Raw genomic sequence first — 24082 nt, 5'->3', positions numbered from 1 at the left:
TGCCATCAGGCGGCTTGCGTTAGAGGGGTGGTATCGCGCAAGCCACGCTCGGCCAGCAGTGGCAGCACGTTTTGACAGAAGTAGGGTAGTTCCTCGCGGTAGTTCACGAATGACAGGGCGATCGCTGAGAAGCCCGCCTCCGAAATCTGCGCCATCTGTTCGGCCACCGTTTCGGGAGATCCGACCAATGGGTAGCTGCCGGCGCCCCCTGCAAAACGCTGCCGGTAGAGGCGATAGCTTTGGTCGTCGTGTGAACCGGAGAACTTGCGCTTGGAACTCATGTGTTGCTCGACCGCGTCGTGGTCGGCATGTACGAGCGCATAATCGTTGTAATAGGCCTGCGCCTCCGCGTCCGTAGGCCGACAGACAACGTGGCAAACCGTGCTCACGCCTACCTCCCGACCCGTGGATGCTGCGCGCCCGGCGATGTCCTCGATGTGGTGTTTGCCTTCCTCAATGGTTGAAAAAGTGGTGAACAATTGGTCACACGCCTTAGCCGCAAAATCGCGGCCAGGCGGGCTGAAAGCAGCGTTCATCGTGACGGGGCGCGGGGTCTGCAGCGCGACCGGGCGGGTGATTGCCTGCCGCAGTTGATAGAAGCGGCCATCGTAGTCGATCGGCCCATCGGCGGCGTAGAGAGTCTCGATGATGTTGAGCCATTCGGCGGCGCGTTCGTAGCCATTGTCATCGAGGGTCATGCCGAACATGCCGAATTCGCTGGGATTCCACCCACAAACGATATTGAGGCCGGCCCGGCCGTGCGACACATGGTCGATCGTCGCCAGAGCCTTTGCCGCGAAGAGCGGGTGGATCAGCGGTACGTGGACCGTGCTGAACAGCGCGATGCGGCTAGTAGCGGCAGCCAGTGCGGACGCCCAGGTCAATGTTTCAAAAGACCATTCGCGCGCCCGTGTTGCACCGCCGAAGCCCTGCCATCGTGCGATCGGCAGCAGGAAGTCGAGGCCAGCCTCGTCTGCGATCTTGGCGGCTGCAAGGCAATCGTCCCATGCAGCAGTCCAACGCTCGGGCACAGTCGTTAGCGAGAGCCCGCCATCTGCGTTGCTGGCGAAGGTGCCCAGCTTGAGGCGGTTTGGGCCAAGCATCGGGTTCATTGCGCGTGCTCCAGGGAAATTTCAAAGTGACAAGCCGTACCGCCATGGTGGGCCGCGCAGCGGGTTTCGACTGCAGTGACCGCAGACCCGTTCATGATGGTAGCGACGGCAGACAGCATGCCGGTGATCGGTGTGCACACCGAGTTCGGCGAGTTGGCCGCATCTTCGAGCGCGAAAGGAGCAGCAAATGGACTGTCCTCTACGACGATGCGAAAAGCGTCCGCAACGCGCGTCACGGTCCACGACCCCCAGCCTAGGTCCGGCGCAGTTTCAGCAACCACCTCGACCAGCGGGCGTGTCGCGGTCTTGTTATAATTTCCCGCTGAACGCCCGCCGAAGTCCAAGACTGAGGCATGCAAGGCGCAAAGCATCTGGTCGCGCGCGTCGGGGGTCAGGCGCATGATAGCGCCCATCAGGGCGTCCGGCCGGATCAGCATGTAGCGCACCGAGCCATCGCGCACCTGGCCCGGCTGAGCCTGCCAGTCGAGGCGCTCGCGGAAAGGGGGTGAGGCCGAACTCATCCGAGAATACGACCTCTTCCAAGGATCGATTTGGGGTCGAGCCCGCGCTTGATCGCGACCATCGCCGCCAATTCGGCAGGGGTGCGCGTGCGCGAAAGGACATTGCGCTTCTTGAGGCCGATGCCATGCTCGGCGGATACCGAGCCGTTCAATTCGGACACGACGCCGTAGACAAAGGCTTCGACCGCTTCAACAACCTCCTTGGTCGCGCCAGGCACATCAATGATGAGATGCAGGTTACCGTCGCCCAAGTGACCGTAGACCAGTGCCAGTGAGCCTGGATAGCGTTCGTCTAGTCCCTGCGTAATACGTTCGGCAGCATCGGCGAGATCGCGCACCGCGAAGCTGATATCAAAGGCAATCATTTTGGGGATCAGACGCGGGAATTCGCCCGGTGCATCGCGCACTGCCCAGAAGTCCAGCGCTGCTTGGTCGGACATCGCCACGGCCGCGTCGTCGAGGATTTCGTCCTCGAACATTCTGCCAAGAAAGCCTTCAAACTGCTCACCTTGCGCTTCCGGATCGGCGCCATCGGTCTCGAGGAGAACATGGAAGGCATGCTCGCCAGCCAGCGGCCGACGCAGTTCGGGAAAGTTACCGAGCACAAAGCCAAGATAGCTTGGCCACATAACCTCAAACGCCGACACCCCGCCGGCCAGTTCGGACTGGGCACGCCGCAGGAGCGAGGTGACAGACTCAAAGTTGGAAAGGCCGCACCATGCGGTCGAGACGCCAAGGGGACGGGGGCGCAAGCGCAGTACCACGCGGGTGATGACGCCAAGCGTCCCCTCGCTGCCGATCAGCAAATTTTTGAGATCGTAGCCGCTGTTGTTCTTGAGCATCTTGTGCAAGCCGCTGATCACGCTCCCGTCCGCCAGGACTGCCTCGACGCCGAGCACAAGATCTCGCGTCATGCCATACTTGATCACGCGGTTGCCGCCTGCGTTTGTCGCGAGTACGCCGCCGATCGTGCAACTGCCGCGGGCCCCCAGGTCAAGCGGGAAGAAGTATCCAGCCTGCAGAGCCGCCTCCTGCACGGTCTGGAGGATGCAGCCCGCCTGGACCGTCATTGTTGCAGAGATAGGATCGACCTCTTCGATCGCCTTCATCCGCTCTAGGCTCACGGCAATCTCGCCGTCCAGTGCGCTCGCACCGCCGGCCAAGCCGGTGAGGCCGCCTTGCACCGTTACGGGTTGCCCGGCAGAGTGGCAGATTGCCAGAGCCCGCGACAAATCCTCGGTAGAACGGGGTCGAACGAGGGCGAGCACATCACCCGAGGGCACTCCGCTCCAGTCGGCGAAGCGCCGGCCATCGGCCTGAGCCTCGGCAGCGAGCGTGACGATGTCTGGACCAAGCGCCGCGACGAGCTGATCGACGACGGTGGCGGCGGAAAGGGTAATAGGCGTTTCAGTCATGGTCGGAAGCTCGTGTCAGGAAAGAGAGGACGACGGCCGCGAGCAGCATAGTGCCCGCAAAAACGTACATAGGGATGTCGAAAGAGCCGGTCACGGTCTTGATCCACCCGACCAGGTAGGGAGAAATGAAGCCGGGAATGTTGCCTAGAGCGGAAATTAGCGCAATCGCCGCAGCGGCGGCAGTGCCTGTGAACATTGCGGTCGGCAGATTCCAGAAAACCGGGAGTGAACCCATCGTACCTGCCATGGCTAGGGAACAGAAAAGCATTGCCACCGGAAGGCTGAACAGAGTCAGCGGGCTGGCCGCCCACCCTACTGCCGAAACAAGAGCTAGAACAATGAGGAGCGGCCCGACATTCCGCAATGCAGAAACGCGGGACGCCAGCGTAAGCATCGTGGCGGCACCGACCAGCCAGGGTATGGTGCTTAGGATGCCGATCATCAGCGGGCTGGCAATCCCCGCACTCTGGATGATGGTAGGAAGCCAGAAAACGAAACCGAAGAAAGACGTGCCATAGCAGCCATAGACGAGGCTGAGCGCCAGCACCCGTCCGTTTGTCAGCACCGATGAGAGAGGCGCGTGCGTTGCTGCCGGCCCGTCCTTTGCCACCAGCGTCGCAATACGCTCACGCTCGGCCGGCGCCAACCACTTCGCCGTCTGCGGACCGGTGTCCAGGCGGAAGATCGTGACGATGCCGAGCAGCACAGCCGGCGCGCCTTCGAGGATGAACAGCCACTGCCAACCTGGCAAGCCACCGAAATCGTGCATGGTTTCGAGGATGAGACCCGACACCGGGCCGACCACGACACCTGCAACCGCGATTGCGGTCATGAAGATTGCAGTCATGCGGGTGCGGCGCGCAGCCGGAAACCACAATGTGAGATAGAAGATCACCCCTGGGAAGAACCCCGCCTCGGCCACCCCGATCAGAAAGCGTAGAGTGTAAAAGGTCGTCGGCGTACGCACGAACAGCATGGCTATCGAAAGCACACCCCAGGTAATCATAATCCGACCAAGCCACATCGGCGCGCCAAACTTGCGCAGCGCAATATTGCTGGGCACCTCGAACAGGACGTAGCCGATGAAGAAGGTGCCGGCGCCAATCCCGTAGACCAGTTCGCTGAAGCCGAGGTCCTTCAGCATGGTCAGCTTGGCGAAGCCCACGTTCATACGGTCCACCTGTGCGATCAGGTAGCAAACGAAGAGGAACGGCAGGAGACGACGCGCAACCTTGGAGTAAAGCGCATCATCAGTGTCCGCAATGCGAGCTGACGTATCTAAAGGCAAGGATCGTTCCATATCTTGGACTGTCGCCACGAGAGCGCCTTCCTGGGCAAGGTGCGAAGGTCCGGCCGGAGGAGGATGACCGGACCTTCGCGATGATGAGCGGCCGCTGATTCAGGGCTGGCGAACGCTCATCATCTATGTTTTCAGAATTTGAACCGCACGCCGACCTTCCCTGAACGGCCGATGACATCGTAATAGGCAAAGTTGGTCGCGCCCACCCCGTATACCGGCACGAGCGGCGGATCCTTGTCCATAAGGTTGTTGATCACTGCGAAAATTTCGACGTTGCCAAGGTCGCTGTCTAGCAACTTGTATTGAGCCGAAAGATTTACGTAAAAGCGGCTGGGTATCGAATTGTCATTGATATTCACGCCTTCGACGTAGGCATTGTCGTACTTGCCCGCGCTGATGAAACGACCCTGCGCCAGCATCTGGAAACGCCCGACCTCGTAGCTGAGATTGGTGTTTACGACCCAGCTGGGAACACTCGCGACCGTGTTGACCGCTTGGCCATCGAGTCGGGTTGTGACCAGACCATCGCTTGTGGTGTACTTGATCGTATGCGTAGCAAAATTGCGGAAGCTCAGAGTGCCTGGCAGCGAGGAGATTTCATCGAGAGGAAGGCGATACGAGAATTCTATGTCAATGCCGCGGTTCTTGAGCGAAGCAATATTAATGTAGCGGTTGGTCACATCGGTTATGACGTTGCTCGAGTTGCGTACGACCTGGGCGCACAGAGCGGTCTCACCATTGTAGCAACGATCAATGATCGACTGCAAAGCCAGTGTCGAGATTGCATCGTTAATCTTGATGTCGAAATAATCGACCGCAAGCCGGATATGGCTGTCCGGGGTCAGGATGACACCGGCAGTCAGGGTGTCGGCCTTTTCAGGCTTAAGGTTCGCATTTCCCGATGTGATGCCGTTCACGAAATAGCTGGCGCCGGTCTGCGGGTCGCGCAGCGTGTTGGGGCCAAGCACGGACGGAGTGAAGAGTTCCGCGATGTTTGGCGCGCGAATGTCGCGCGAACGCGTGGCGCGGAAGCGGAGGAAGTCAGCAACCTGCCATTCGGCGCCAACCTTCCAGGTCTGAACGCCGCCCGAAGTGCTATAATCGGTATAGCGGAAGGCGCCTGAAAGATCGAGGCTGCGCGCAAACGGGGCGTCACGCAATACCGGTACGTTGATCTCGCCGTAGGCTTCCTTCACGTTGTAGGAACCATTCAGCGGCTTGGGGTTGCCATACTCCCATAGCGATGCCTGGGAAGCGGCATCCGACATGGAATTCGCCTTCTCAGTGCGGTATTCGGCGCCGAAAGCGACCTTGAGTGGGCCTGCGGGAAGTTGAAGTACCGATCCTTGGATATTGGCCGAGACTACGTTTTCCTCGGTGGTCTGCTTGAGGACCTGGGTCCCGGTGAAGTAGTCCACCGAATCCGCGTCGAAGTTGCCGACGCCGAAAGGGTTAAACGGTTGGCATGCCGTGCTTGGGTTTGTGAGCGCGATTCGGCAAACGATGTTGCCGGTGGCCGGGTTGACAACTGCATCAAGGGCTTGACGGAATAGTGCGGGCTGGCGCGAACTGGTCAGCAGGGCGGTGTAGCGCGTACGCCCGTATTCGTAATACCCGTCGAAAGTCCAGTCGGCGCCGAGCGAACCTTCGATGCCCACAACGGTGCGCAAGGTCTTGGTGCTGATGTCGGACTTGACCTGGCCGATGTCGCCGCTCCAACGGCCGAAGCTGACGGTGCTCAGACCGTTGGCCACCATGGCGCTGCGCACCGACGCAGGAAGGTAGGCATTATCCGCGCTTAATGTGAGGTTGCCATAGTTGTAAGCATTGGCGCTTTGGCCGTTTACCTGGCTGTCGGAATAGGAGAAGTCGCCGAAGATGCGTAGGGAATCCGAAACATCGTAAGCGATTCGGCCATAGCCGATCTTGCGCTCCATGCGCGGCAGGAGAGCAAAGCCGCGATAGAAATAGCTGTCACCATCGCCGCCGATCATCAACTGGCTTCCGGCCGACTGGCCAACGGTGAACGGAGCTGGCGTGCCGTCCGCTGAGAACTGGATCAGACGCGGATCGACAGTGCCGGTCAATGATCCCCAGGTGAGCCCGGACGTGATCAGACCTCCATCGGTCATACGAGAATCGTGCACGTTGTTGGTGATCACACGGGTAGGAGTTGCGCCTGCCACCGGGTTCACGACCAGACCAGGGCGCTTGCGGCCCCAGTCGCGGGTGTACTGATCGCCGACGCCGTCATTGGAATAAAACTCGCCCGCCGCCATCAGATGCAGTCGATCATCGAGAAGCGAACCGCCAACCAGCAATGCCGCGCGGTATTCGTTCGCGTCGTCCTTTTGCGATTGTCCGTACTGCATCTCCCCCTGGATGCCGGTGAAGTCCTTCTTCAGCACAAGGTTCACTACGCCAGCGACCGCGTCCGAGCCGTAGCTCGCCGAAGCGCCGCCCGTAACGACTTCGGTACGATCGATCAGGATCGAGGGGATATTGTTGAGATCGATCTGACCCGTGCCGGCTGATGGCACGAAGCGCTTGCCGTCGATCAGCGTAAGGGTACGCGCGCTGCCCAAGCCTCGAAGGTCTACGAAGTTAGAGCCGGCAACCTGAGAGCGGTTGGAAGAGCCTGCCGGAGTTTGCGCCGGACGAAACGAGGGGAGCTCGTTGAGCGTATCGGCAACGTTGGTCTGAGCACGCTGGGCCATATAGTCCGCACCGATGACCGTTACCGGGGTGGGTGCGCTCGCACCGTCGCGCGCGATGCGTGAGCCTGTAACGACGATGTCATTAACCGGCTCTGCGCTGTCTGCCCCGGCCGGAGCTCCTTGGGCTTGGGCGGGCGAATAGCCACTAAGGGCCAAAGCGAGCGCGCTAGTGCCGATCCAACGACGGCGAACGATCCCCAAATGCATTGCTTCTTCCCCGATTTGTTTTTGGAATACTGATACACGGAAAAGAATGCGAATTTGCCCTGCTGTCAAGAGTCGAAATTCGGCAAACTGGGCTAAAATCGCACGGCTCTGACAATTTTTCATGGACAGATGGGGGTTAAAGGGTATTCTGATTTCCAATGAGCCATGCGGCTGACTGGGAAAAGTATACGTCAATGTATGGGGCAATTGGCTTAGTCACGTGGATCACGGTCCACGAAAGGGCGGGCGGCAAGCTGAGGTTGCTACAACCACCTAGCTTTGCTGGCCGGATCATTGGCCAGCGGTGCGAGAATCACTCTCGTTCGGGATCCCAGCCTGCGGCGCTCTCAAATCAAGAGGTTCCTGAGCATCTGGCCGCAAGAACGCCAGGCCGAGCTCAGACAAAAATCTCGCCAGACCGGAACACGACCAAGGATGTATATGACCAGCGTTAAACCAAGCCTCACCAGCGCGAGCGATATGCGGGCAGCCCTGAAAGAGGGCGGAATGATCTCGTCATGGTTCGCGATGGGTTCAGTCCCATTAATCGAGATCGGCGCATTGGATGACTTTGACACAGCTATAATCGATCTGCAGCACGGGCTGTGGGACCGGATGACCGCACATCTTGCGGTGAGTGTATTGGGCAGCAAGCCAGCGATCATGCGAGTGGCTGCGAATACGATGCCAGCGATCGGGGAAGCTCTCGACAGCGGCGCTGAAGGCGTCCTGGTTCCGCTGGTCGAAACTGCAGAGCAGGCCCGAGCGGCGGTCGCCTCGGCGACTTTCCCGGAGGAAGGAGTTCGTTCGGGCGGCGGCGTTCGCCCCCTATCAGAAGGATTCTCGCGCTATCACAAGCGCAGCGTCAATCCGCTGATCGGGATGATGATCGAGACGGCTATTGGCGTACAAAATGCGGCTGAGATCGCTGCGGTCTCCGGTGTTGATTTCGTGTTCATCGGGACCGGCGATCTGGCGCTTTCGCTCGGTTGTTTTCCTAAGATCGACGAGCGGCATGAGGCAGCCTGTCAAAGTGTATTTGATGCGTGCAAAGAAGCTGGAATTCCTTGCGGTATCTTCACCGCAACCGCCGAAGCGGCGGCCGCGCGCATGGAACAAGGCTATGCAATGTCGGTAGCAGCTAACGATGTTGATGTTGTTCTAAATGGTTTCTCCCAGGCCGCGAAGATCGCCCGCCGAGAAGTCGTGCTTAAGGATGCTACTCGTGCGTGATGCCGCCAAGGGACTGCTGGCAGCAACAGCGTTGCTGGCAACTGTCGCAGCGACGGCCACATCCGCGGCAGCAGATGGTCCGGAGAGTTCGCAATCGACGCTGGCGGCTACACGTCCCTGGATGGCCGCAGGCCTCACTCCGGCTGCACGTACCGAACTTCTTCTTCGAGAGATGACGCTCGATGAGAAGATTGCCATGCTGCACGCACCTTTTGCGTGGCCCTACAAAGGGACTCCGGTGCCCGAAGGCGCCATTGGGTCAGCTGGCTACCTTCCAGGTAACGCCCGTCTGGGTATCCCGCCGCTGCAGGAGACCGATGCCAGCCTCGGGGTGACCAATCCATTCGGCTTCCGCATGGGCCAGCGCCTTGAAATCGGCGCGACTGCGCTTCCGTCCGGCATGGCGCTCGCGGCAACCTTTGACCCTACCCTTGCGGAAAAGGGAGGCGCCATGATCGCCGGAGAAGCGCGTGACAAGGGCTATAACGTTCTGTTGGCGGGGGGAATCAACCTCGCCCGTGATCCGCGCAATGGACGCAACTTCGAATACATGGGCGAGGATCCGCTGCTCGCCGGCGTGATGGGCGGTGCGCAGATCCGCGGCGTGCAGAGCCGGAACATCGTGTCGACGGTCAAACACTTCTCGCTCAACGGGCAAGAGACCAACCGGTTCTGGGCCAACTCGGTGATTGAGGAGGGGGCTCATCGCGAGTCCGACCTGCTCGCCTTTGAGATCGCCATCGAACAGGGCAAGCCGGTCTCGGTGATGTGCGGCTATAACTTGGTCAACGGTCATTACGCATGCAGCAATAGCCATCTTCTCAACAAAGTGTTGAAGCAGGACTGGAAGTACCCGGGTTGGGTTATGTCGGACTGGGCGACGACTCATGGGTGGCAGGACGCGCTCAATGGGCTCGACCAACAGCAGGCGGAGCAGGAAGACGAGCAGGTCTGGTTCGGAGAGCCGATGCGCAAGGCCGTGGCGGATGGAAAAGTTCCTTTGGCTCGTATCGACGACATGACACGCCGCATTCTACGCGGCATGTTCACAGCCGGGCTGTTCGACAATCCTCCGGTAAAGCGGGAAACCGATTATGACGCTAATGCTCTAGTCGCTCGCGAGGTCGCACAGGATGGTATCGTCTTGCTGAAGAACGAGGGCGGAGCCCTGCCGCTTTCCGTATCAACGAAGCGAATCCTGGTCATCGGGGGCCATGCAGAGGCGGGCGTACTTTCGGGTGGCGGCTCATCGCAGGTCATCGCACCTGGCGGTAAGCGTTCGTACGTTCAAATCGGCGGAGAAGGGCAGAACAGTGCATGGCGCGGCATGCTATTCCACCAGTCGGCCCCGCTCGCAGCCATCCGCGAGCGGGCACCTGCAGCTGAAGTCATTTTTTATGACGGCCGGTACCCAGGCGAGGCCGCGCGGCTGGCTGGCCAGGCGGACGTGGTCATCGTGTTTGCCACTCAATGGATGACTGAGGGCGAAGATGCGCCCGACATCAGCCTCCCATCCGGACAGGACGCCGTCATCGCTGCAGCTGCTAGCGCTAATCCCAATAGCATCGTCGTGCTTGAGACCGGTGGTCCGGTCGCCATGCCTTGGCTGGGGTCGGTGCCCGCTGTGTTGTCCGCCTGGTATGCCGGCGCTAAGGGGGGCGAGGCTATCGCCGACGTTTTGTTCGGTAAGGTAAACCCGTCAGGTCGCTTACCAGTTACTTTCCCGGTCAGCCTGGATCAGTACCCGAGACTGGACACTCCCGGACGAGATCTTCCAAAGAAGGTGCAGTTCGATGTTCCCTATGTCGAAGGTGCTGATGTTGGATACCGCCGTTTCAGCGCTCTTGGCCTAAAGCCGCTGTTTCCGTTCGGTTATGGCCTTTCATACACGAAATTTGTGTATGGCGACCTTGCATTGCATGGTGGGCGTACCATCACCGCTAGTTTCACGGTGCACAATAGCGGCACCCGGGCCGGTAAGGATGTGCCTCAACTTTACCTGGTGGATAGGGCGGGCATCGAGACCAATCGTCTTTTGGGTTTCGAAAAGGTCGCCCTGGAAGCTGGGGAAACTCGCGAGGTCACTTTCAATGTGGACCGCCGCCTCTTGGCCGATTTCGACGTTGCGACCAATTCGTGGAAGGTGGCGGGCGGTCGCTACAGGGTAGCGGTGGGCAGTTCGGCGCAGGACTACTCCCTGACTGGGCAAGCCCGAATCTCCCGACAATCGCTCGCCCCATAAACAGTCGAGATCATATGGCGGGAAAGGGGCGCCAGACCCCCTGCCCGCCATATGCTGCACGCTGAATCTGCCAGTTCAGACTGGCCGGGAGTTAGAGATAAATAACATGGCGACTTCAAAGAAGCTTATCGTAACGTCCCTAAAGCGTCTTCTGTAAGGGTGTACACGGCCAAGCGCCCGGCGCCGCGATTTGGGTGATCGACGCGGTATCCTTTGTAATACCGTCGAACCAGTCCGGCGCGAACGAGTTCCGATACGGCCCGACTGACGTTCGTCAAAGCAGAGCGACGCAAACGCTGATCAACGGTTTCAATGATGAGGTTTGCGGCCTGAACCTCGTCTGAGGGCATTAAACCCCGAGCGAGCAGATCGGATTGGACCCTTTCAGTAACGACGCGTCGTTTTGAATCGTGGTGCGCAATTGGCATTAGAGCGTTTTCCACAGCGCCTGAATCGCGAAAGATTCCCTCCGCGTGAAAATTCTGATTCAGAATCCTTGCTGGGTATGGAGGCCGGCATGGATGGCCAGAGCATTGTCGCAGGATTTGCGTGATCGTGTTGTTGCCGCAGTCGAAGGAGGCCTGAGCTGCCGGGCAGCGGCGGCGCGTTTCGGGGTTGGCGTAGCGACGGCGATCCGCTGGCGGCAAATCGCGCTGGCGCATGGACGAGCCGTTGCCGGCAAGCCTGGTGGCGATCAGCGATCATCGAAGACCGACGCACATGCCGATCTCATCATGACCATGCTCGAGGAGAACGGGGACATTACCCTCGAAGAGATCCGCTCGGGTCTTGCCGCGCGCGGTGTCCACGTTGGGATCGGTACGCTGTGGCGCTTCTTCGACCGGCACAGGATCACGCGCAAAAAAAGTCGGGTCATGCGATCGAGCAAGATCGTCCGGACGTCCTGAAGCAACGACGGGCGTGGTTCGACTACCAACTGGATCTGGAGCCCGAGCGCCTGATCTTCATCGACGAGACGTGGACCGCGACCAACATGGCCCGCAGCCATGGCCGCTGCCTCAGGGGAGAGCGCCTGCGGATGGGCTTCCCGCATGGTCATCGCAAGACGACCACGTTCGTCGCGGGGCTGCGCATGACCGGGATGATCGCCCCGATGGTGCTGGACGGGCCGATCAACGGCGACTGGTTCGAAGCCTACGTCGCCCAGGTACTCGTGCCAGAGCTCAAGCCAGGCGACGTGGTCATCATGGACAATCTCTCGAGCCACAAGCGCGTGGCCGTCCGCGACAGAATTGAGGCCGCCGGGGCAGCGTTGCGCTTCCTCCCGCCCTACAGCCCCGACTTCAACCCGATCGAAAAGGCCTTCTCACGCCTCAAGGCCATGCTGCGCAAAGCATCCGAACGCACCGTCTCAGGCCTGTGGGATCTCATCGGCAAACTCGTCGATATCTTCCAGCCCGACGAGTGCGCCAATTACTTTAGCTCCTGCGGCTACGATCCAGCGTGATCGGAAAACGCTCTAGAGCGTCGCAAAGCCATTCCCTGATTGGAACAAATTTATCACCGTCGCTGACGTACGGTCCTGCGGATCCGCTCTCCGAAGCGGCTTGCGCAATCAGATTTAGGACCATGTAGCTGTAGCGCGGACGTTCGCATACAGCCGTCAGACGCTTGAGAACGCCTGGCACGGTAAGTGGGGCGCGACGGGCCGGGGTAGGTACGAGGCCGGCGGAGAACAGATCGGGCTGGAACATACCATGAATCAAGCACGCCACGTGTCTTGTGTGAATCCCCAAATAGCGGCGATGCAAGAAAAACCGGCAGTGGCACTTTACCCGCGGGTAAAGTGCCACTGCCGGTGCTTTACGACAGATTGGCTTTAAATGGAAATCGCGAGACTTCATCCTCATTCGGACGACCGGATTTCGCCGCGCTCCTGCTCCTGCTCGTGCGCCCGCTCGCGCGGCTCGTGAGTGGGACCGTCGCCACGGCCCCGCCCGAAACGGAAACTCCCTGTCGGCAATCCCGCGGAGCAGGGAGTGTAGTCGATCACCTTATCTATGATGATGTGGGTGACAATGCCTTCGCGCTGCAGCCAGTCCTTGAGCCCGACCAGGGCCGCCGACAGCACCGTGCGCCGCTGCGCTTCAAAACGGACCGGCCACCAAATGCCAGTCGCAATCCCGGTTTCATCGTCGATGGAGATGAACAGCAACCCTTTGGCCGATCTTGGCTTCTGGCGTACCAGAATGATCCCCGCGACCTCAACAGGCCGGCGATCCTTGATCTCATAGAGCTGCGCCGCGGTCTTGATGCCGCGGCGCTTTAAGTCCTTGCGGAGGAAGTGCAGGGATGCGCGCGAAGCGATAGCTGGATCGTGCGGTAGTCTTCCATTACCTCGCGCCCTTCACTCAGTGGATCTAGCGCTACAGCCGCTCTTCGCTTGCAGGAATGAAGTGGCCCTCGCGCGCATCCGCCGCTGCGAACAGCTGCAGCGGAGCCTTGCCGAGGCCACAGACCCGCCCGATCGCCTGGTCGAGACGTGTCAGAAGGCTGGCGCCGAACCTGCGGCTCAGCCGCTCGCGGCATCGCCACGGGATCGCTGATCTTTTCGATCCCAAGGCGCTTTGCGGTCTCGCGCCGCCGGTGTTCGAAGCTGAGAGCCGCAACCGGCAGGTTTCCGATCGCGGCGAGTTCCCTGTGGAGCGGGACATGGTCACACGCCGTGACCCCTCACGCGCAAGCGCATGCGCCGTACCAGCGTGCCGGCGATGGCGATCCGGGCATCGAGGCCGATGCGGCGGCAGAACCGGACTACGCGCCGCGCCCTCTGCTGTTCGCCGCCGTAAAGGTGTCCCACGCCGGTCAGCGCAATGGTGATGTCCACGCGCAGCTGGTGCGCCCGGCCTAGCCGCTCACAGCCTTCGGGCACGTCGATATCATCCGCCAAGGGGAGGTCATCCGAATCCATAAGCGATGGAACATGCGGAGAACATATCATGCAGGCGAAGCGTTTGATGGCGCCTCGATAGCCACAGCCTGTGGACAAGCGGTATCACAGCTGTGCCGACTGCGGGCCAAACCCTTGATCCGCGGCGGGTTTGGGCCATGCTGCCGGAGCTAGCGCGGGTTGCCACTTGGCCAGACGCGCGGGCGCACAACCATTTTAGAAATTCGACAGGACGAACCAATGAACAACAGTGACCTTGCCGACGCCATTGCGTCCGCCCACAACCTGACCAAAGCCGATGCGCGCAAGGTTGTAGACGGCGTGTTCGCCGCCATCGCCGAAGCGGCCAGCAAGGGCGAAGAGATCTCGCTGGGCGGCTTTGGCAAGTTCAAGGTCAAGGACAGCCCGGAGCGCGAAGGCCGCAATCCCGCAACTGGCGAGGCCATGACCATCAAGGCATCGAAGAAGCTCGCTTTTACTCCGGCCAAGGCGGTGAAGGACAAGCTGAACGGCTGATCTGAGGCATTGCGGCGCTCTGGACCTGGGAGCGCCGCACCGCAAACCTCGTCCGACCCGATGACGATGGAGAGCCTTTGGCATGATGGTTCGGATTGAAGTAGCTGGGGAACACAACCTCGACGACTGGGCCAATCTGCGGGCGGCGCTTTGGCCGGTGGCCGACGCGGCCGACCACCGCAACGATCTTTGGAGTCGCTGTCCGAGCCAGGCTCACTGATCGGCTTCCTCGGGCGCAATGCTGCGGGCGAGGCGGTTGGTTTTGCAGAGGCAGCGCTGCGCAGTGATTACGTCAATGGCTGCGACACCAGTCCAGTCGCCTTCCTCGAAGGGCTATACGTCGCCGAGAGCAGCCGCCGGCTCGGCGTCGGCCGGGGCCTGATCGAAGCGGTTGAGGCCTGGGCCCGCAGCATAGGATGCCGTGAATTGGCTTCCGATGCCCTGCTCGAAAACAGCGCTGCCCACGATGTGCACGCCGCGCTCGATTTCGAGGAAACCGAGCGCGTGGTCTACTTCCGCAAAGTGCTCGATGATGCGCCCATTCTTAGCTGAAGCTCGGGCGGCGGGTAGGAGTGGCACGGACATGCGAGAAATCATCCGCAGCTTATGACCAGAACGCACACAGGTTTATCAACAGGGCTGCAAAGGAACGCACCCCGGCATCTTCCTCGGAATGGCGTTCGCTCCGGCATGTGTTCGCCGCGTCCACGTGCCTTCAATTTTGCTTGGTCTGTGCCGCGTACCACTCGGCATAAGGCGTCGTCCTGGCCATATGTCGGTTAAGGTCGGGGGCGCCATCGTCCCACCATACTGGACCGCGCTCACCGAGCCTGCGTTTTGCCTCGTCTACAGCGGCGTGCGCCTGTTCTTCTGCCTGCTCATCGCCGGCACGCCGGGCTGTACTGACGGCGCGGCGAGCCGTCATCAGTTCGTTGACGAGGTTCGCCCGCTCCTCTTCGGGCAGCTTTGGGTCGGACATCCGCCATAGCCGCCCCCGCACCACGAAATAGCGCCCGTCAGGCGTCACGGGATGTCCCCCAGCGCGCGATCCCACTCTACCATCCTCCCCTGCATTATCGATGGCTACCGGCATGCTTGCGGAACCAGCCACGGCGCGGGCTGGTTTCCGAGCGACGGCGTTGCCGCTTGATTGTGCGATGCCGCACGGCGAGAATGTACCACGATCACCGGCCAAGCCTCCGGCGCTTTTCGCAGAACGAGGAATTTCTTATGTGTAACCGGGCACGCATGAGGGGCGAACCTGAGACGTTGTTCGGCTCAGTCGCCGAATTGTTCACCGAGCGCCCGCGGGACAACCGGTTCGACCCGGTCGAATTGCGCCCGAAAGGCCGGGCCTACGTAATCCGGGAAGAGGGCGGCAAACGTGCCTGGGATGTGATGACGTGGGACGTGCTGGGCGGCAAGGCGGCCTGGCCGATGACGAACGTGCGCCAGTTGTCGCTGCCGCAGTGGCGCAAGCTGGCCGAAAAGCCGGAGAACCGCTGCCTCGTTCCTCTCACCGAGTTCTGCGAGTTCACGCCGGAAAAGCACGATCTGAACGACGGCAAGCCGCCGCTCAAGGGCGAGATGTGGTTTAGCGTTACCGATCAGCCGACATTCGCCGTGGCCGGGTTCTGGCAACGGACTGAGGCCGGCAATGGATTCACGATGGTGACCTGCAACCCTAACGAACTTGTGGCGCCCATCCATCCCAAGGCCATGATCACCATCCTCGAGCCGGCCGACATCGAAACCTGGTTGCGAGGGTCCTATGACGAGGTTGTCGCGCTGCAAGAACCATACGACGCCTCGCGTATGGTTGTACGCGGCCCGGTGTTTCCCACCAGGCGCAATGAACGGTAGAGCGGGACAATTCCAAGCTGTGTGGGGCCAGGGCCGGCGCATGGCGCTGTGTATAGTCAATTGTTTCATGATGGCTTCTACAGGTCGAGGCTGAGGTTCTTTTGTGGCAGACCGGGCAGTTGTTTGGGGCCGCCGGGCATGGGCGGCAGGCCGTGGAGATCATCGACATCGGGCGGCCTAATCCCGAGGCCATCCCCCTCGAGGGGATCGATTGCGTTCTTCTGGCCACCGTGATCGCTATCCTGGTCCTGGATGCGATCCTCCCTCGTGTGACCGCCCCCGTTCTCAGGCTTGGAATAGTCGGTGTCCGACTTGCCCATTGGCGGAAGGTCGGAAAGCTCGAGGCTGTCCAAGTCGCCAATTAGGATGGGGTCGCGGTCGCCCGGTTCCTGAGCCTCCATCGCGGCCGACAGTGCCGCATCTGCAGCCTGGGTCTTGGCGCCGGGTCCGTCGATGTCGAGCCGGCCGAGGCTTTCCAGCGCCGAAGTCTTGTCGCCGGGACTCCGGTCAAGCTGCTGCGCCAGTTTGGCCTGGTCGTCGACGACCATGGTTATGCCGTCTTTGACGCGGGTGACGAGGACGTTGAACAGGCGCTGGTTGGACAGGTTCTTTTCATAGCTGAGCATGACGCCGATCGCCTTGTCGGCGGTGATGCCCTGGGCCATGTGCATGTTGAGCGAGTATGCGAGATCGAGGCGGGAGAGCATCGGATCGCCGCGCTCCAGGGTGATCTGTTTCTTCGACGCGGTTTCGAAGGTCACGCTGGATCCCTCGATCGACACGACCTGCGCGATCGCGGAGTTCATGAGGTCGCGATCCTTGTCGGTGGCGGTCCAGCGGATTTTATCGCCTTCATGAATGGCGACGGTTTTGAGAGTGCTGATCTCAAGGCGGTTCTGCTTGTTCACCGGGTCGATCTTCTGAGGATCGAACCGCAGCTTGCGGCCAGATTCTCCCTGAACCTCGACCCTCCCGTTCCCGAAAACCCGTGTCACCTCGTATTTGCCGCGCTGAATTCCGACCTCCGGGACATGCCCGGTAGCGTTGAGGGTTTGCCCGACTTTGTAGGTGTGGGCGTAACGAAACTCTTCCCGGACCGTGCTGACGCTCTCCTGAATGGTCACATAGAGGCCGTCGCCCTTGATCGAGCCTTCGCGCAGAAGCCCAGCCTGAATTTCCTCGTTGATGACCCCGCGGCTTTCCCGGCCCGATGCGAAGACGGCGGTGGTGGCGCGTTCCTCCGGGGACAGCGCGAGCCACATCTCGGCCGCCTGCAGTGCGGGCTCGCCGTGCTCCTGCACGTTGTCGCCAAGCACCCGCAGCGCCTGGCCCGCTTTTCCGACGTTGGCGAGCGCCGCCACGGTGAGCAGCTGCTTGTTATCGGGGTTGATGCGGATATTCTGGTCCATGCGGGCCATCGGAGCGCCCGCGGCCTGCGCCATGGCGAAGGCTTTGCCCTGGTCGATCGAGGAGAGCTGCTGGCGGTCGCCGATATCGCCGGTCTTCACGGCGCCCAGCGCCTCCGCGATCGCGACCAGCTTGAGCATATCGTCGCTGGAGACCATCGACGTCTCGTCGACGACGATGACGGTGTTCTTCATTTCATCGCGCCTGGCCTGCGCAGCAGGCGTATGCGGATTTTCGAGATGCCGCTGGTTCTGCCAGATGAAGGAGGCGATCGTCTGGGCCTCGATCCCGGCGGCTTTCATGTCCTCGACCGACAGGTTCTTGGGCGCCATGCCCTCTTTCATGTCGACGACCATCTTGTTCTGGAATGCCAGGCCCAGGACGTTCTTGCCTTCATCGCGCAGGACGGTGGCGGCGGCCTGGAGCATGGTGGACTTGCCGGCGCCGGCGACGCCCTGGATGAGAACGTGCCGGTCCGAGCCGGAGACGATCATGGTGGCAGCGGCCAGCTGCCCGGCATTCAGTTCATGAGGCGAGGCCGCTTGCAGCCGGGCCGGCGCATCGGCAGCGGGGACGATGGGGCTGATCTGGCCCTTGCCGTTCTCGAAGTGGGCAATGATCTTCTCTTCGGTTGCGACGGCGTCTGGCGTCGTGACGGCATCCGCCATTCGGCCGTTCACGCGGATCTCGCCGGGGAGCAGTTTGCCCTGGTCGACCAGTTTGTCGATCCGGGCAGAGACATGGTCGATGGTGACACCCTTCAGGCCGAGGTCGAGCGCGGTCTTGGCAACCCGGTGAATCTCGAAGGCAGCTTCGCGCTGGCCGTGGATGCGGACGGCCGATGCGACAGCCAGCTGCGCGCGGCCCTCTGCAGGTGATTTGACCAGGCGCAGAATGCCGCGATCGACCAGCGGATCGGGAGAGCGCATCAGGCCGGACAGGAACTCGCGGGCGCCTGAGACAGCCTCGACGATTGCCTGATAGCTGCGATCGAGCGGACCGTCCGCTTCCCGTGCGGATGTGACCTGTAGAGCGGATGCGAGGACGTCCTTACCATCGAAACCGAGCGCCGCCGCTTTGTCCTGCCACTCCTTCTGCAGCCCTGCGCGGTCTTCGACATTGAGTTTGGGATCGCGGGTACGGGCAGTCACCTCCCGGAGGCCCTGAGTGCTCTTGATACCCAGCTTATCCGCAGTGGCGACGATGTTCGCCCGGCGCTGGCTGAAGATGTCGATAACCGTCTTGGGAACCCCGGTGATCTCGAAGGTGCCGTGCTTGCCCTGCAGCTCGGTCTTATAACCGAGCTTGTCCATCTCATTGCGGAGAAAGGAATGGTAGATCGAGCCGATCACGGAGTTGTTAGCCCAGATCTTGTCGGCATGGAGGGCCTGCCATTTGCCGTCCGGCATACGGGTCATGTTGGCGACGATCGCGTGGATGTGCGCCTGGGGATCGAGCGCGCGGCTCGTGTCATGCTGGAACAGGGCATAGACGAGGTTGCCGGTCGCGATCGGAGCGGTCTTGCCATCGACGGTCTTGCGCCCCTCGGCGAGGTTCTTTTCCACCCAGGCCATGGTCTTCTGGACTGCCATGGTATGGGCGCCGTCCGGGCCGAGGATACGCTTGTCGCCGGCGATGTAGGCCATGATCGAAACCGACTTTGGGGCGGAGAAGGTCAGGTCGATGCCGGGGCGGCGGCCGTCCCGGCTATCGACCTGCTCGCCAGTGGGCGTCTCGCCGTTCAGGATCTTCTCGAAGGCTTCCTTGGTGACGGCGGCGCCGAGGGGGGAATCCCGCAGGCCTTCGCCCCCCCATTGGCTCACCTCGGTGGCAGCGTCATCGGTGTAATATTCCCCGCTGACGAAGTCGTCCTTGGTGAAGTAGTTGGCAGCGCCGGAGGATGAGCGAACGGAGGCGATCGAGTGCATGGTCAGTCCCCAATGCCCATGTCATCATCACCATGCTCGCGACTGAAATTCTCACGGGCCTCCCGGACACCCAGGTCTTCACGGTCCGGTTGCTCTGGGCGCGGAGTATCCTTGTCGCGATCGGACTGTTTGATCGGGACAACGTTGGTCGCATCCGTGCTGCGCTCGCGCTCGTCTCGAGTATCACTAGAGGGCTTGCGATCGGTATCGCGTGGAGCACTGGGATCTATTCGTTCCGCGATCTCGCGGGCAACGTCCCGGGCCTGCCGTTCCTGTTCCTCACTCGGCGCCGAAAGGATCCCCGCCGCAAACGCTACCGGGATATCCCGTTCTGAGATTTCCTCCTCGGTGAGAGCGAACGTTTCGCCGCGCCCGCCATCGTCGCCTCCACCTTTCGGCTTACCCCCTCTTCCGCGAACTGTGCCTTCAGGATCGTCCGGCTTTTTTGGTTTGCGCTTGATGAAGCCTTTGGCGACATCGGGATAGTCGCGCCACTGAAGGAGGATGCGCGCGGCAGGAAACCCGTCGGGGAATTTCACGAAGCCGTGCAGGGCAGGGAGGTTGGTGATGTCGTCGGGAATGACCAGTGGCTCGATCTGCTTGCGCGGCGTCAGCGTGGATGCATCGCGGGTACTGTTGTAGCCGTAGCTGTAACCCTCATCCATCTGCCGGATTTCCCGGTTGCCGATGTAGCGCGAGCACTGCTCGGCCGTGTCGAGATCGGCGGCAGCGAGGATCAGCTTGGTGCGCGCCAGTGACGAGAGGTTGCGCGCATTTTCCTCGCCGTAGACCTGGATCAGCTTCTCGAACGAATGGAGGCCGAGGATCATAGCGCCGCCGAAGTTACGTGCGGTCTGCAGCCCGCTCTCGATGGCGGGAAGCCGATGCAGGGCGCCAAGCTCGTCGAAGATGAACCATGTGCGAAGCGAGCGCGTGCGCGGCATCGACATCAGGGCGTGGATGGCGAGGTTGGACCAGAGCGTGAGCAGCGCTCGGTTCATTTCCAGATCGGTATAATTGGAGGTGATGAAGAGGATCGACCCCGGCTTCTTATCGCGGGTCATCCAGTCCCTGATCGAGTAGCTTTGACCCTCGTCGGGCAGGAACCGCAGGACCTGCGCGTTGGTGTTGAATACGGCGCGGATGGACTCTGCCATGCGAGCGGCTTCCGGCGCGGTGAGGGGGTCGGCGATCGTCTTCTGAAGGTAGAGATGAACCTTCTTCAGATCGGCGGTCATCAGGTTGTCGGCGAGCGCCTTGTTGGTGGTCTCGCCGCGCTCGATGAGCTTCATGCACATTTCGATAAAAAGGGTGCGTGCGGCGAGCGCCCAGAACGGTTCGGACGATCCGCCGTCGGAGGGAATAAGCGCCGAGGCGGCAGCGGTAAATTCGCTGTACGTAGTGCAGTCGTCGAAGATCGACCAGGCCGGGCAGCGCTGGTCCAGCGGGTTGAGGATGGTGTCGCGTTCCGGGTCGTAGAACGCCTCGACGTAAGCCCCGGTAAGATCGAAGACCACGGCGGTGTCCTGGCGCTTTCGCATCTGCGCGATGTGGTGGCGAAGGACAGTGGTTTTGCCGGCGCCCGTGGTGCCGATGAGCATGGTGTGAGACTGCTCGAGGCGGTGCGGGTAAGGGATGCCGGCGAGGTCGTAGGGATGGTGGATTCCAGCTGCCTTGCGGTCGGCAAAAGGAAGCTGGAGAACCTGCTTTACGGACAGATTCGGGAACAGCTTGGCCGCGTCCTTTTCGAACTCGATTGTGTTGTGCTGGACGATCTCCTCATAGAGCATATCGCGCTCGACCAGCATGGCGCCGCGCTCGTGTCGTTCCTGGACGATGGATTTACCGCGCCGGTTCGCAAATTCCACGTACCAGATTGCGGCAGGAACGGTCACGAAAGAGGCGATCAGCATGGAGCCTAAGATGCCCCGTACCGCCTTGCCCCAGGCGGCGGCGACTTCCGGTACAAAGGGCACGTAGCCCATCACCGTGCGGTGCACGGAATTGTCCGGCAGACGCAGGTTGACCTGCTTGAGATTGTCGAGCGCAACCCAGTCCCACAGCGCCGAGAGAATACGCATGCAGATCAGCTGCACGTTGTTCTCGTTGAGGGTGACCGACAGGATGATGAAATAGGACAGCGCGAAGAGGACCAGCCACATCACAAGCGGCAGTCTCGCGCCTTGCGACCACATCCAGACCTGGGTGGTCAGGAGCTGGCTTCCGCGGGTGAAGTTGCCGGAGTTACGGGGGACATCGCCGCGGGCCGTATGGTGCTCCAGCGGGATGTGCCGGCCGTCGTCGCGGATGTCCTTTTTGGGAGCCTTTTTGGGGGCTTTTTTGGGTTCTTTACGCGCCATGATAACGCTCCATCCGGCGGTCCGTTTCCGCCAGTATGCGTTCGCGATATTCGGGGTGTTGTTCCTGGATGATCGCGTCGAGGGCGATCTGCGCGTACTCGGTTACCCTGGCTTGTCTTCTCTGGCTCGCGGTGAGCGCAGATTGGCCATCAAGATAATTGGTGATGATGAGCCGCAAGATGTCAGGAACCGTGCGCCCTTGTTGAGCAGCTACGGCTTCAAGACGGTGAAGCTGTCTTGGGTCGAACCGGATGGTTCGCTGAGTGTAGGTAGTTTTCAAACCAACCTCCTAGCAGGGAGGATGGTGAGCTTCAGAAAGGCATGTTCGAAATACAGGGCCGGCAACGGTCTTGCAAGACCGATCTTAAGTTCTTCAGCCTTGCAGCGATCCCATTCGATACCGCGGAAATGGCGTATTTCTGCGGTTTAAGTGAACGGGATCGTTTGAAGTCGCCAGCGGGATCGGATGGGATCAACCCAAAATTCCGCTAACGTGTTGAAATAGAACGTAACTAATGCAACCGAGTTGCGTTCGGTGTGCTCTCCCTTAGTCCCGATCCATCATCGATTGCTGGGTGGCCCTGGTCCTTCGAGGTCGTCCGGGTCAGGTCAGCGATTCCGCTGGGCACTGGACCGCCGTGAGGCGGAAATGCCTGCAATCTGGAACGTCGCAGGCGGTCCAGGCATGATGTTTCGGTCATGAAATCCTCGTGTGAATGCGTGCAGTCGTAGGGGTGTACGGGGTATCTTTTCGAGAAGGTCAGTGGGCGCTATGTAAGTCGGGTTCAGACCCGATCAGCCTGACCGAAAAGGTACAAGCAATGGCGAAGTCACTGGACGCTGAAATGGCTGCGATCGAGGCTGAGGAACGCAAGCTGGCGGAACGCCGAAAGGCGCACTTTGCCAAGCTACGAGATGCGGCGATCGGGACGGTCGAGAAGGCGGGTTTGCTCAAGCTGCCGCTGGACCGACTGGAGCAGATCATGGCAGCGGTGAAGACGCTGGGAGTGGACGAGGTCGAGAAGCGTCTGAAGGCGTAAGCCGGAAGACGGATCGCGGCGATCGTCCGTGCCAATGGCCGCGTGGGGCGAAGCCCTGCGCGGCCATTCTCTTTTCAGCGGAAAAGGCCTCTGCGATGCGTAGGCCTGGCCGTCAGGCCAAGCCGAGCGAGCAGGGCAGGGCGCCCCCTTTCGTGCCGGGCAAAATCGGCTCCCGCGATGCGTAGCCCTGGACGCCAGTCCAAGGCGAGCGAGCAGGGTGGGCGCGGCGTAGCCGTCTGAGCGGCAGCAAGCAAAAAAAGGGAGGCACGGACCGTCAGGCCAGCGCCTCCCGTAGGGTTGGGAGAGAGGCTGTGATGCCTCGTGGGCGGAGGGGACCACCCACAGAAGGGTCAGATAGCAGGGGCGAGATGAACGCTGGCTTTCAAGCCGGTGTTGCGCGGCGCCGATGGCGTCAGGTCCACGCTATGGTGAGGGCTCCCTGGGGTGTTTTGAGGGCGGCCATCTGGTCAAGCGTCGGGACGAACTGCCCGATCCCGCGCGGGTCTGCATCGAGGCGCTGGCGGATGGCGGGATCGATAAGCCGTTGGCGCACGTCGGCGATGGGGATCGCGCCGTAGCTGTCGGGTCGCAGACCGAGGGTTTTGAGCAGGGCGTAGGCGTGTACGTTGGTCATTGCGAGCTGGGGCGCGTTGTCGGAACTGGCGGCGATGTCGAGGATAGGATCGGCGTGGCGCGCGGATCGCGAGACGCGAACGCGGCGGCGGTGATACTGGGCCTCGTCGAACAGGGCGATGGCCGGTTCGTAATGGAAGAAGACGCGGCTCAGTTCAGCGAGCGGGATCGGGCAGACACGGGCCTCGAATGCGTAAACCGGGGTGTCGGGGGTGCCGTGGATGGGAAAGATGTAATCGTCCTCGTGGCGCGCGGCATGCTGGCCAAGAAGTTTGCGCAAGGCGGCGACGCGCAAGGTGGTAAGATGAAGTGGCATGACGGGGGTGGCGGCGTCGTCCTTGACGCGGAAGGTGATGGTCATCGGCCAATGTCCTTTATCGGTGGAACGCCGTTCCTTTCCTGCCTCCTCTCCAAGGCATTGATGGACCTGATCGTCTCGGCCCATCATTTCCACGATTTGTCTCTTGGGGGGCTGCAAAGGTCGGTCTTCGGGGTAGCGTTGGTCATGGCCGGCGCGTGGGTCCCCCTACGCCCTCCCGAGCAGCGCGCCGGCCGCCTGTTTCAAGCTACCCCTGACAATCAAATGCGGCAGCTGCAGCGTCCGGGTTCGATGCCCGGACGCTGCACACGCGCCCTCGTTTTGCGCGCGGCCAAATTCTGCAGCGCCGGTGTCCGCC

The 24082-nt window shown here is 61.1% G+C and carries 18 protein-coding genes and 1 pseudogene; 7 read left to right on the top strand and 12 right to left on the bottom strand.

All coding sequences use genetic code 11. The features are described from left to right. Positions 1-5: 5 nt before the first annotated feature. From TQ38_RS26380 to TQ38_RS26360, 5 genes are all read right to left on the bottom strand, one after another. The gene (locus TQ38_RS26380; RefSeq protein ID WP_043981249.1) at positions 6-1112 is read right to left on the bottom strand and encodes an LLM class flavin-dependent oxidoreductase; all 1107 of its coding nucleotides are present in this window, start codon (positions 1110-1112) and stop codon (positions 6-8) included. Next, positions 1109-1573, bottom strand: a complete 465-nt coding sequence (locus TQ38_RS26375) for a hypothetical protein (protein WP_162792415.1) — start codon at positions 1571-1573, stop codon at positions 1109-1111. The genes TQ38_RS26380 and TQ38_RS26375 overlap by 4 nt, the downstream gene beginning before the upstream one ends. Before the next feature lie 56 nt (positions 1574-1629). Further along, positions 1630-3048 carry an FAD-binding oxidoreductase gene (locus TQ38_RS26370; protein ID WP_043981245.1) on the bottom strand — a complete coding sequence of 473 codons (1419 nt, stop codon included), beginning with the start codon at positions 3046-3048 and terminating at the stop codon, positions 1630-1632. After that, positions 3041-4336, bottom strand: a complete 1296-nt coding sequence (locus TQ38_RS26365) for an MFS transporter (protein WP_162792414.1) — start codon at positions 4334-4336, stop codon at positions 3041-3043. The genes TQ38_RS26370 and TQ38_RS26365 overlap by 8 nt, the downstream gene beginning before the upstream one ends. A 143-nt stretch (positions 4337-4479) precedes the next feature. Then, positions 4480-7431 carry a TonB-dependent receptor gene (locus TQ38_RS26360; protein WP_162792413.1) on the bottom strand — a complete coding sequence of 984 codons (2952 nt, stop codon included), beginning with the start codon at positions 7429-7431 and terminating at the stop codon, positions 4480-4482. A gap of 282 nt (positions 7432-7713) precedes the next feature. Here TQ38_RS26360 and TQ38_RS26355 point away from each other — a divergent pair, with 282 nt between their 5' ends. The 3 genes from TQ38_RS26355 to TQ38_RS26345 all read left to right on the top strand — a co-directional run bounded on the left by TQ38_RS26355 (position 7714) and on the right by TQ38_RS26345 (position 12215). Continuing rightward, complete coding sequence (locus tag TQ38_RS26355; RefSeq protein ID WP_162792412.1) at positions 7714-8505, top strand: HpcH/HpaI aldolase/citrate lyase family protein; 792 nt, start codon at positions 7714-7716, stop codon at positions 8503-8505. Beyond that, positions 8489-10747, top strand: a complete 2259-nt coding sequence (locus TQ38_RS26350) for a glycoside hydrolase family 3 C-terminal domain-containing protein (protein ID WP_043981239.1) — start codon at positions 8489-8491, stop codon at positions 10745-10747. The genes TQ38_RS26355 and TQ38_RS26350 overlap by 17 nt, the downstream gene beginning before the upstream one ends. Before the next feature lie 521 nt (positions 10748-11268). Beyond that, positions 11269-12215 (top strand): IS630 family transposase gene (locus TQ38_RS26345; RefSeq protein WP_113942086.1). Its coding sequence is split into 2 segments (ribosomal slippage): positions 11269-11608 and positions 11608-12215, totalling 948 coding nucleotides; the frame shifts between segments, so codons are not numbered across the junction. 399 nt (positions 12216-12614) lie between these two features. Here the strand turns inward: TQ38_RS26345 and TQ38_RS26340 are convergent. Both TQ38_RS26340 and TQ38_RS26330 read right to left on the bottom strand, forming a co-directional pair. Beyond that, positions 12615-12923 carry a hypothetical protein gene (locus tag TQ38_RS26340; protein WP_043979873.1) on the bottom strand — a complete coding sequence of 103 codons (309 nt, stop codon included), beginning with the start codon at positions 12921-12923 and terminating at the stop codon, positions 12615-12617. Between the two features lie 501 nt (positions 12924-13424). Beyond that, positions 13425-13658: a hypothetical protein gene (locus TQ38_RS26330; RefSeq protein WP_162792411.1), complete on the bottom strand. Its 234-nt coding sequence runs from the start codon at positions 13656-13658 to the stop codon at positions 13425-13427. Positions 13659-13880: 222 nt separating this feature from the next. Between TQ38_RS26330 and TQ38_RS26325 the strand changes: the two genes are divergently transcribed. Together TQ38_RS26325 and aac(6') are read left to right on the top strand one after the other, a co-directional pair. Continuing rightward, positions 13881-14174 carry an HU family DNA-binding protein gene (locus TQ38_RS26325; RefSeq protein WP_255418019.1) on the top strand — a complete coding sequence of 98 codons (294 nt, stop codon included), beginning with the start codon at positions 13881-13883 and terminating at the stop codon, positions 14172-14174. Positions 14175-14256: 82 nt separating this feature from the next. After that, positions 14257-14726, top strand: a pseudogene (gene aac(6') / locus TQ38_RS26320) (aminoglycoside 6'-N-acetyltransferase). Between the two features lie 163 nt (positions 14727-14889). Here the strand turns inward: aac(6') and TQ38_RS26315 are convergent. After that, entirely contained in the window at positions 14890-15267 is a 378-nt protein-coding gene (locus tag TQ38_RS26315) for a hypothetical protein (protein WP_205316208.1), read from the bottom strand. Between the two features lie 137 nt (positions 15268-15404). Here TQ38_RS26315 and TQ38_RS26310 point away from each other — a divergent pair, with 137 nt between their 5' ends. Further along, positions 15405-16037, top strand: a complete 633-nt coding sequence (locus TQ38_RS26310; protein ID WP_043979882.1) for an SOS response-associated peptidase family protein — start codon at positions 15405-15407, stop codon at positions 16035-16037. 77 nt (positions 16038-16114) lie between these two features. On the opposite strand, the gene mobF is transcribed toward TQ38_RS26310, so the two are convergent. The 3 genes from mobF to TQ38_RS26295 are packed head-to-tail and all read right to left on the bottom strand — an operon-like array spanning position 16115 to position 22012. Then, positions 16115-19372: a MobF family relaxase gene (gene mobF, locus TQ38_RS26305; protein ID WP_043979858.1), complete on the bottom strand. Its 3258-nt coding sequence runs from the start codon at positions 19370-19372 to the stop codon at positions 16115-16117. 2 nt (positions 19373-19374) lie between these two features. Beyond that, on the bottom strand, positions 19375-21732 hold the full coding sequence (locus tag TQ38_RS26300) for a type IV secretion system DNA-binding domain-containing protein (RefSeq protein ID WP_043979855.1): 2358 nt from the start codon (positions 21730-21732) through the stop codon (positions 19375-19377). Continuing rightward, positions 21722-22012, bottom strand: coding sequence for a hypothetical protein (locus TQ38_RS26295; protein WP_043979852.1), 291 nt, complete (start codon positions 22010-22012; stop codon positions 21722-21724). The genes TQ38_RS26300 and TQ38_RS26295 overlap by 11 nt, the downstream gene beginning before the upstream one ends. Positions 22013-22553: 541 nt before the next feature. Between TQ38_RS26295 and TQ38_RS26290 the strand changes: the two genes are divergently transcribed. Continuing rightward, positions 22554-22772 (top strand): hypothetical protein, encoded by a 219-nt coding sequence (locus tag TQ38_RS26290; RefSeq protein ID WP_043979850.1) that lies wholly within the window; start codon positions 22554-22556, stop codon positions 22770-22772. A gap of 412 nt (positions 22773-23184) precedes the next feature. On the opposite strand, the gene TQ38_RS26285 is transcribed toward TQ38_RS26290, so the two are convergent. Continuing rightward, positions 23185-23766 (bottom strand): hypothetical protein, encoded by a 582-nt coding sequence (locus TQ38_RS26285; RefSeq protein ID WP_043979848.1) that lies wholly within the window; start codon positions 23764-23766, stop codon positions 23185-23187. Between the last annotated feature and the right edge of the window lie 316 nt (positions 23767-24082).

The sequence above is a fragment of the Novosphingobium sp. P6W genome (assembly GCF_000876675.2).
Classification (GTDB): Bacteria; Pseudomonadota; Alphaproteobacteria; order Sphingomonadales; family Sphingomonadaceae; genus Novosphingobium.
This window is presented reverse-complemented; position numbering and strand designations above follow the sequence as displayed.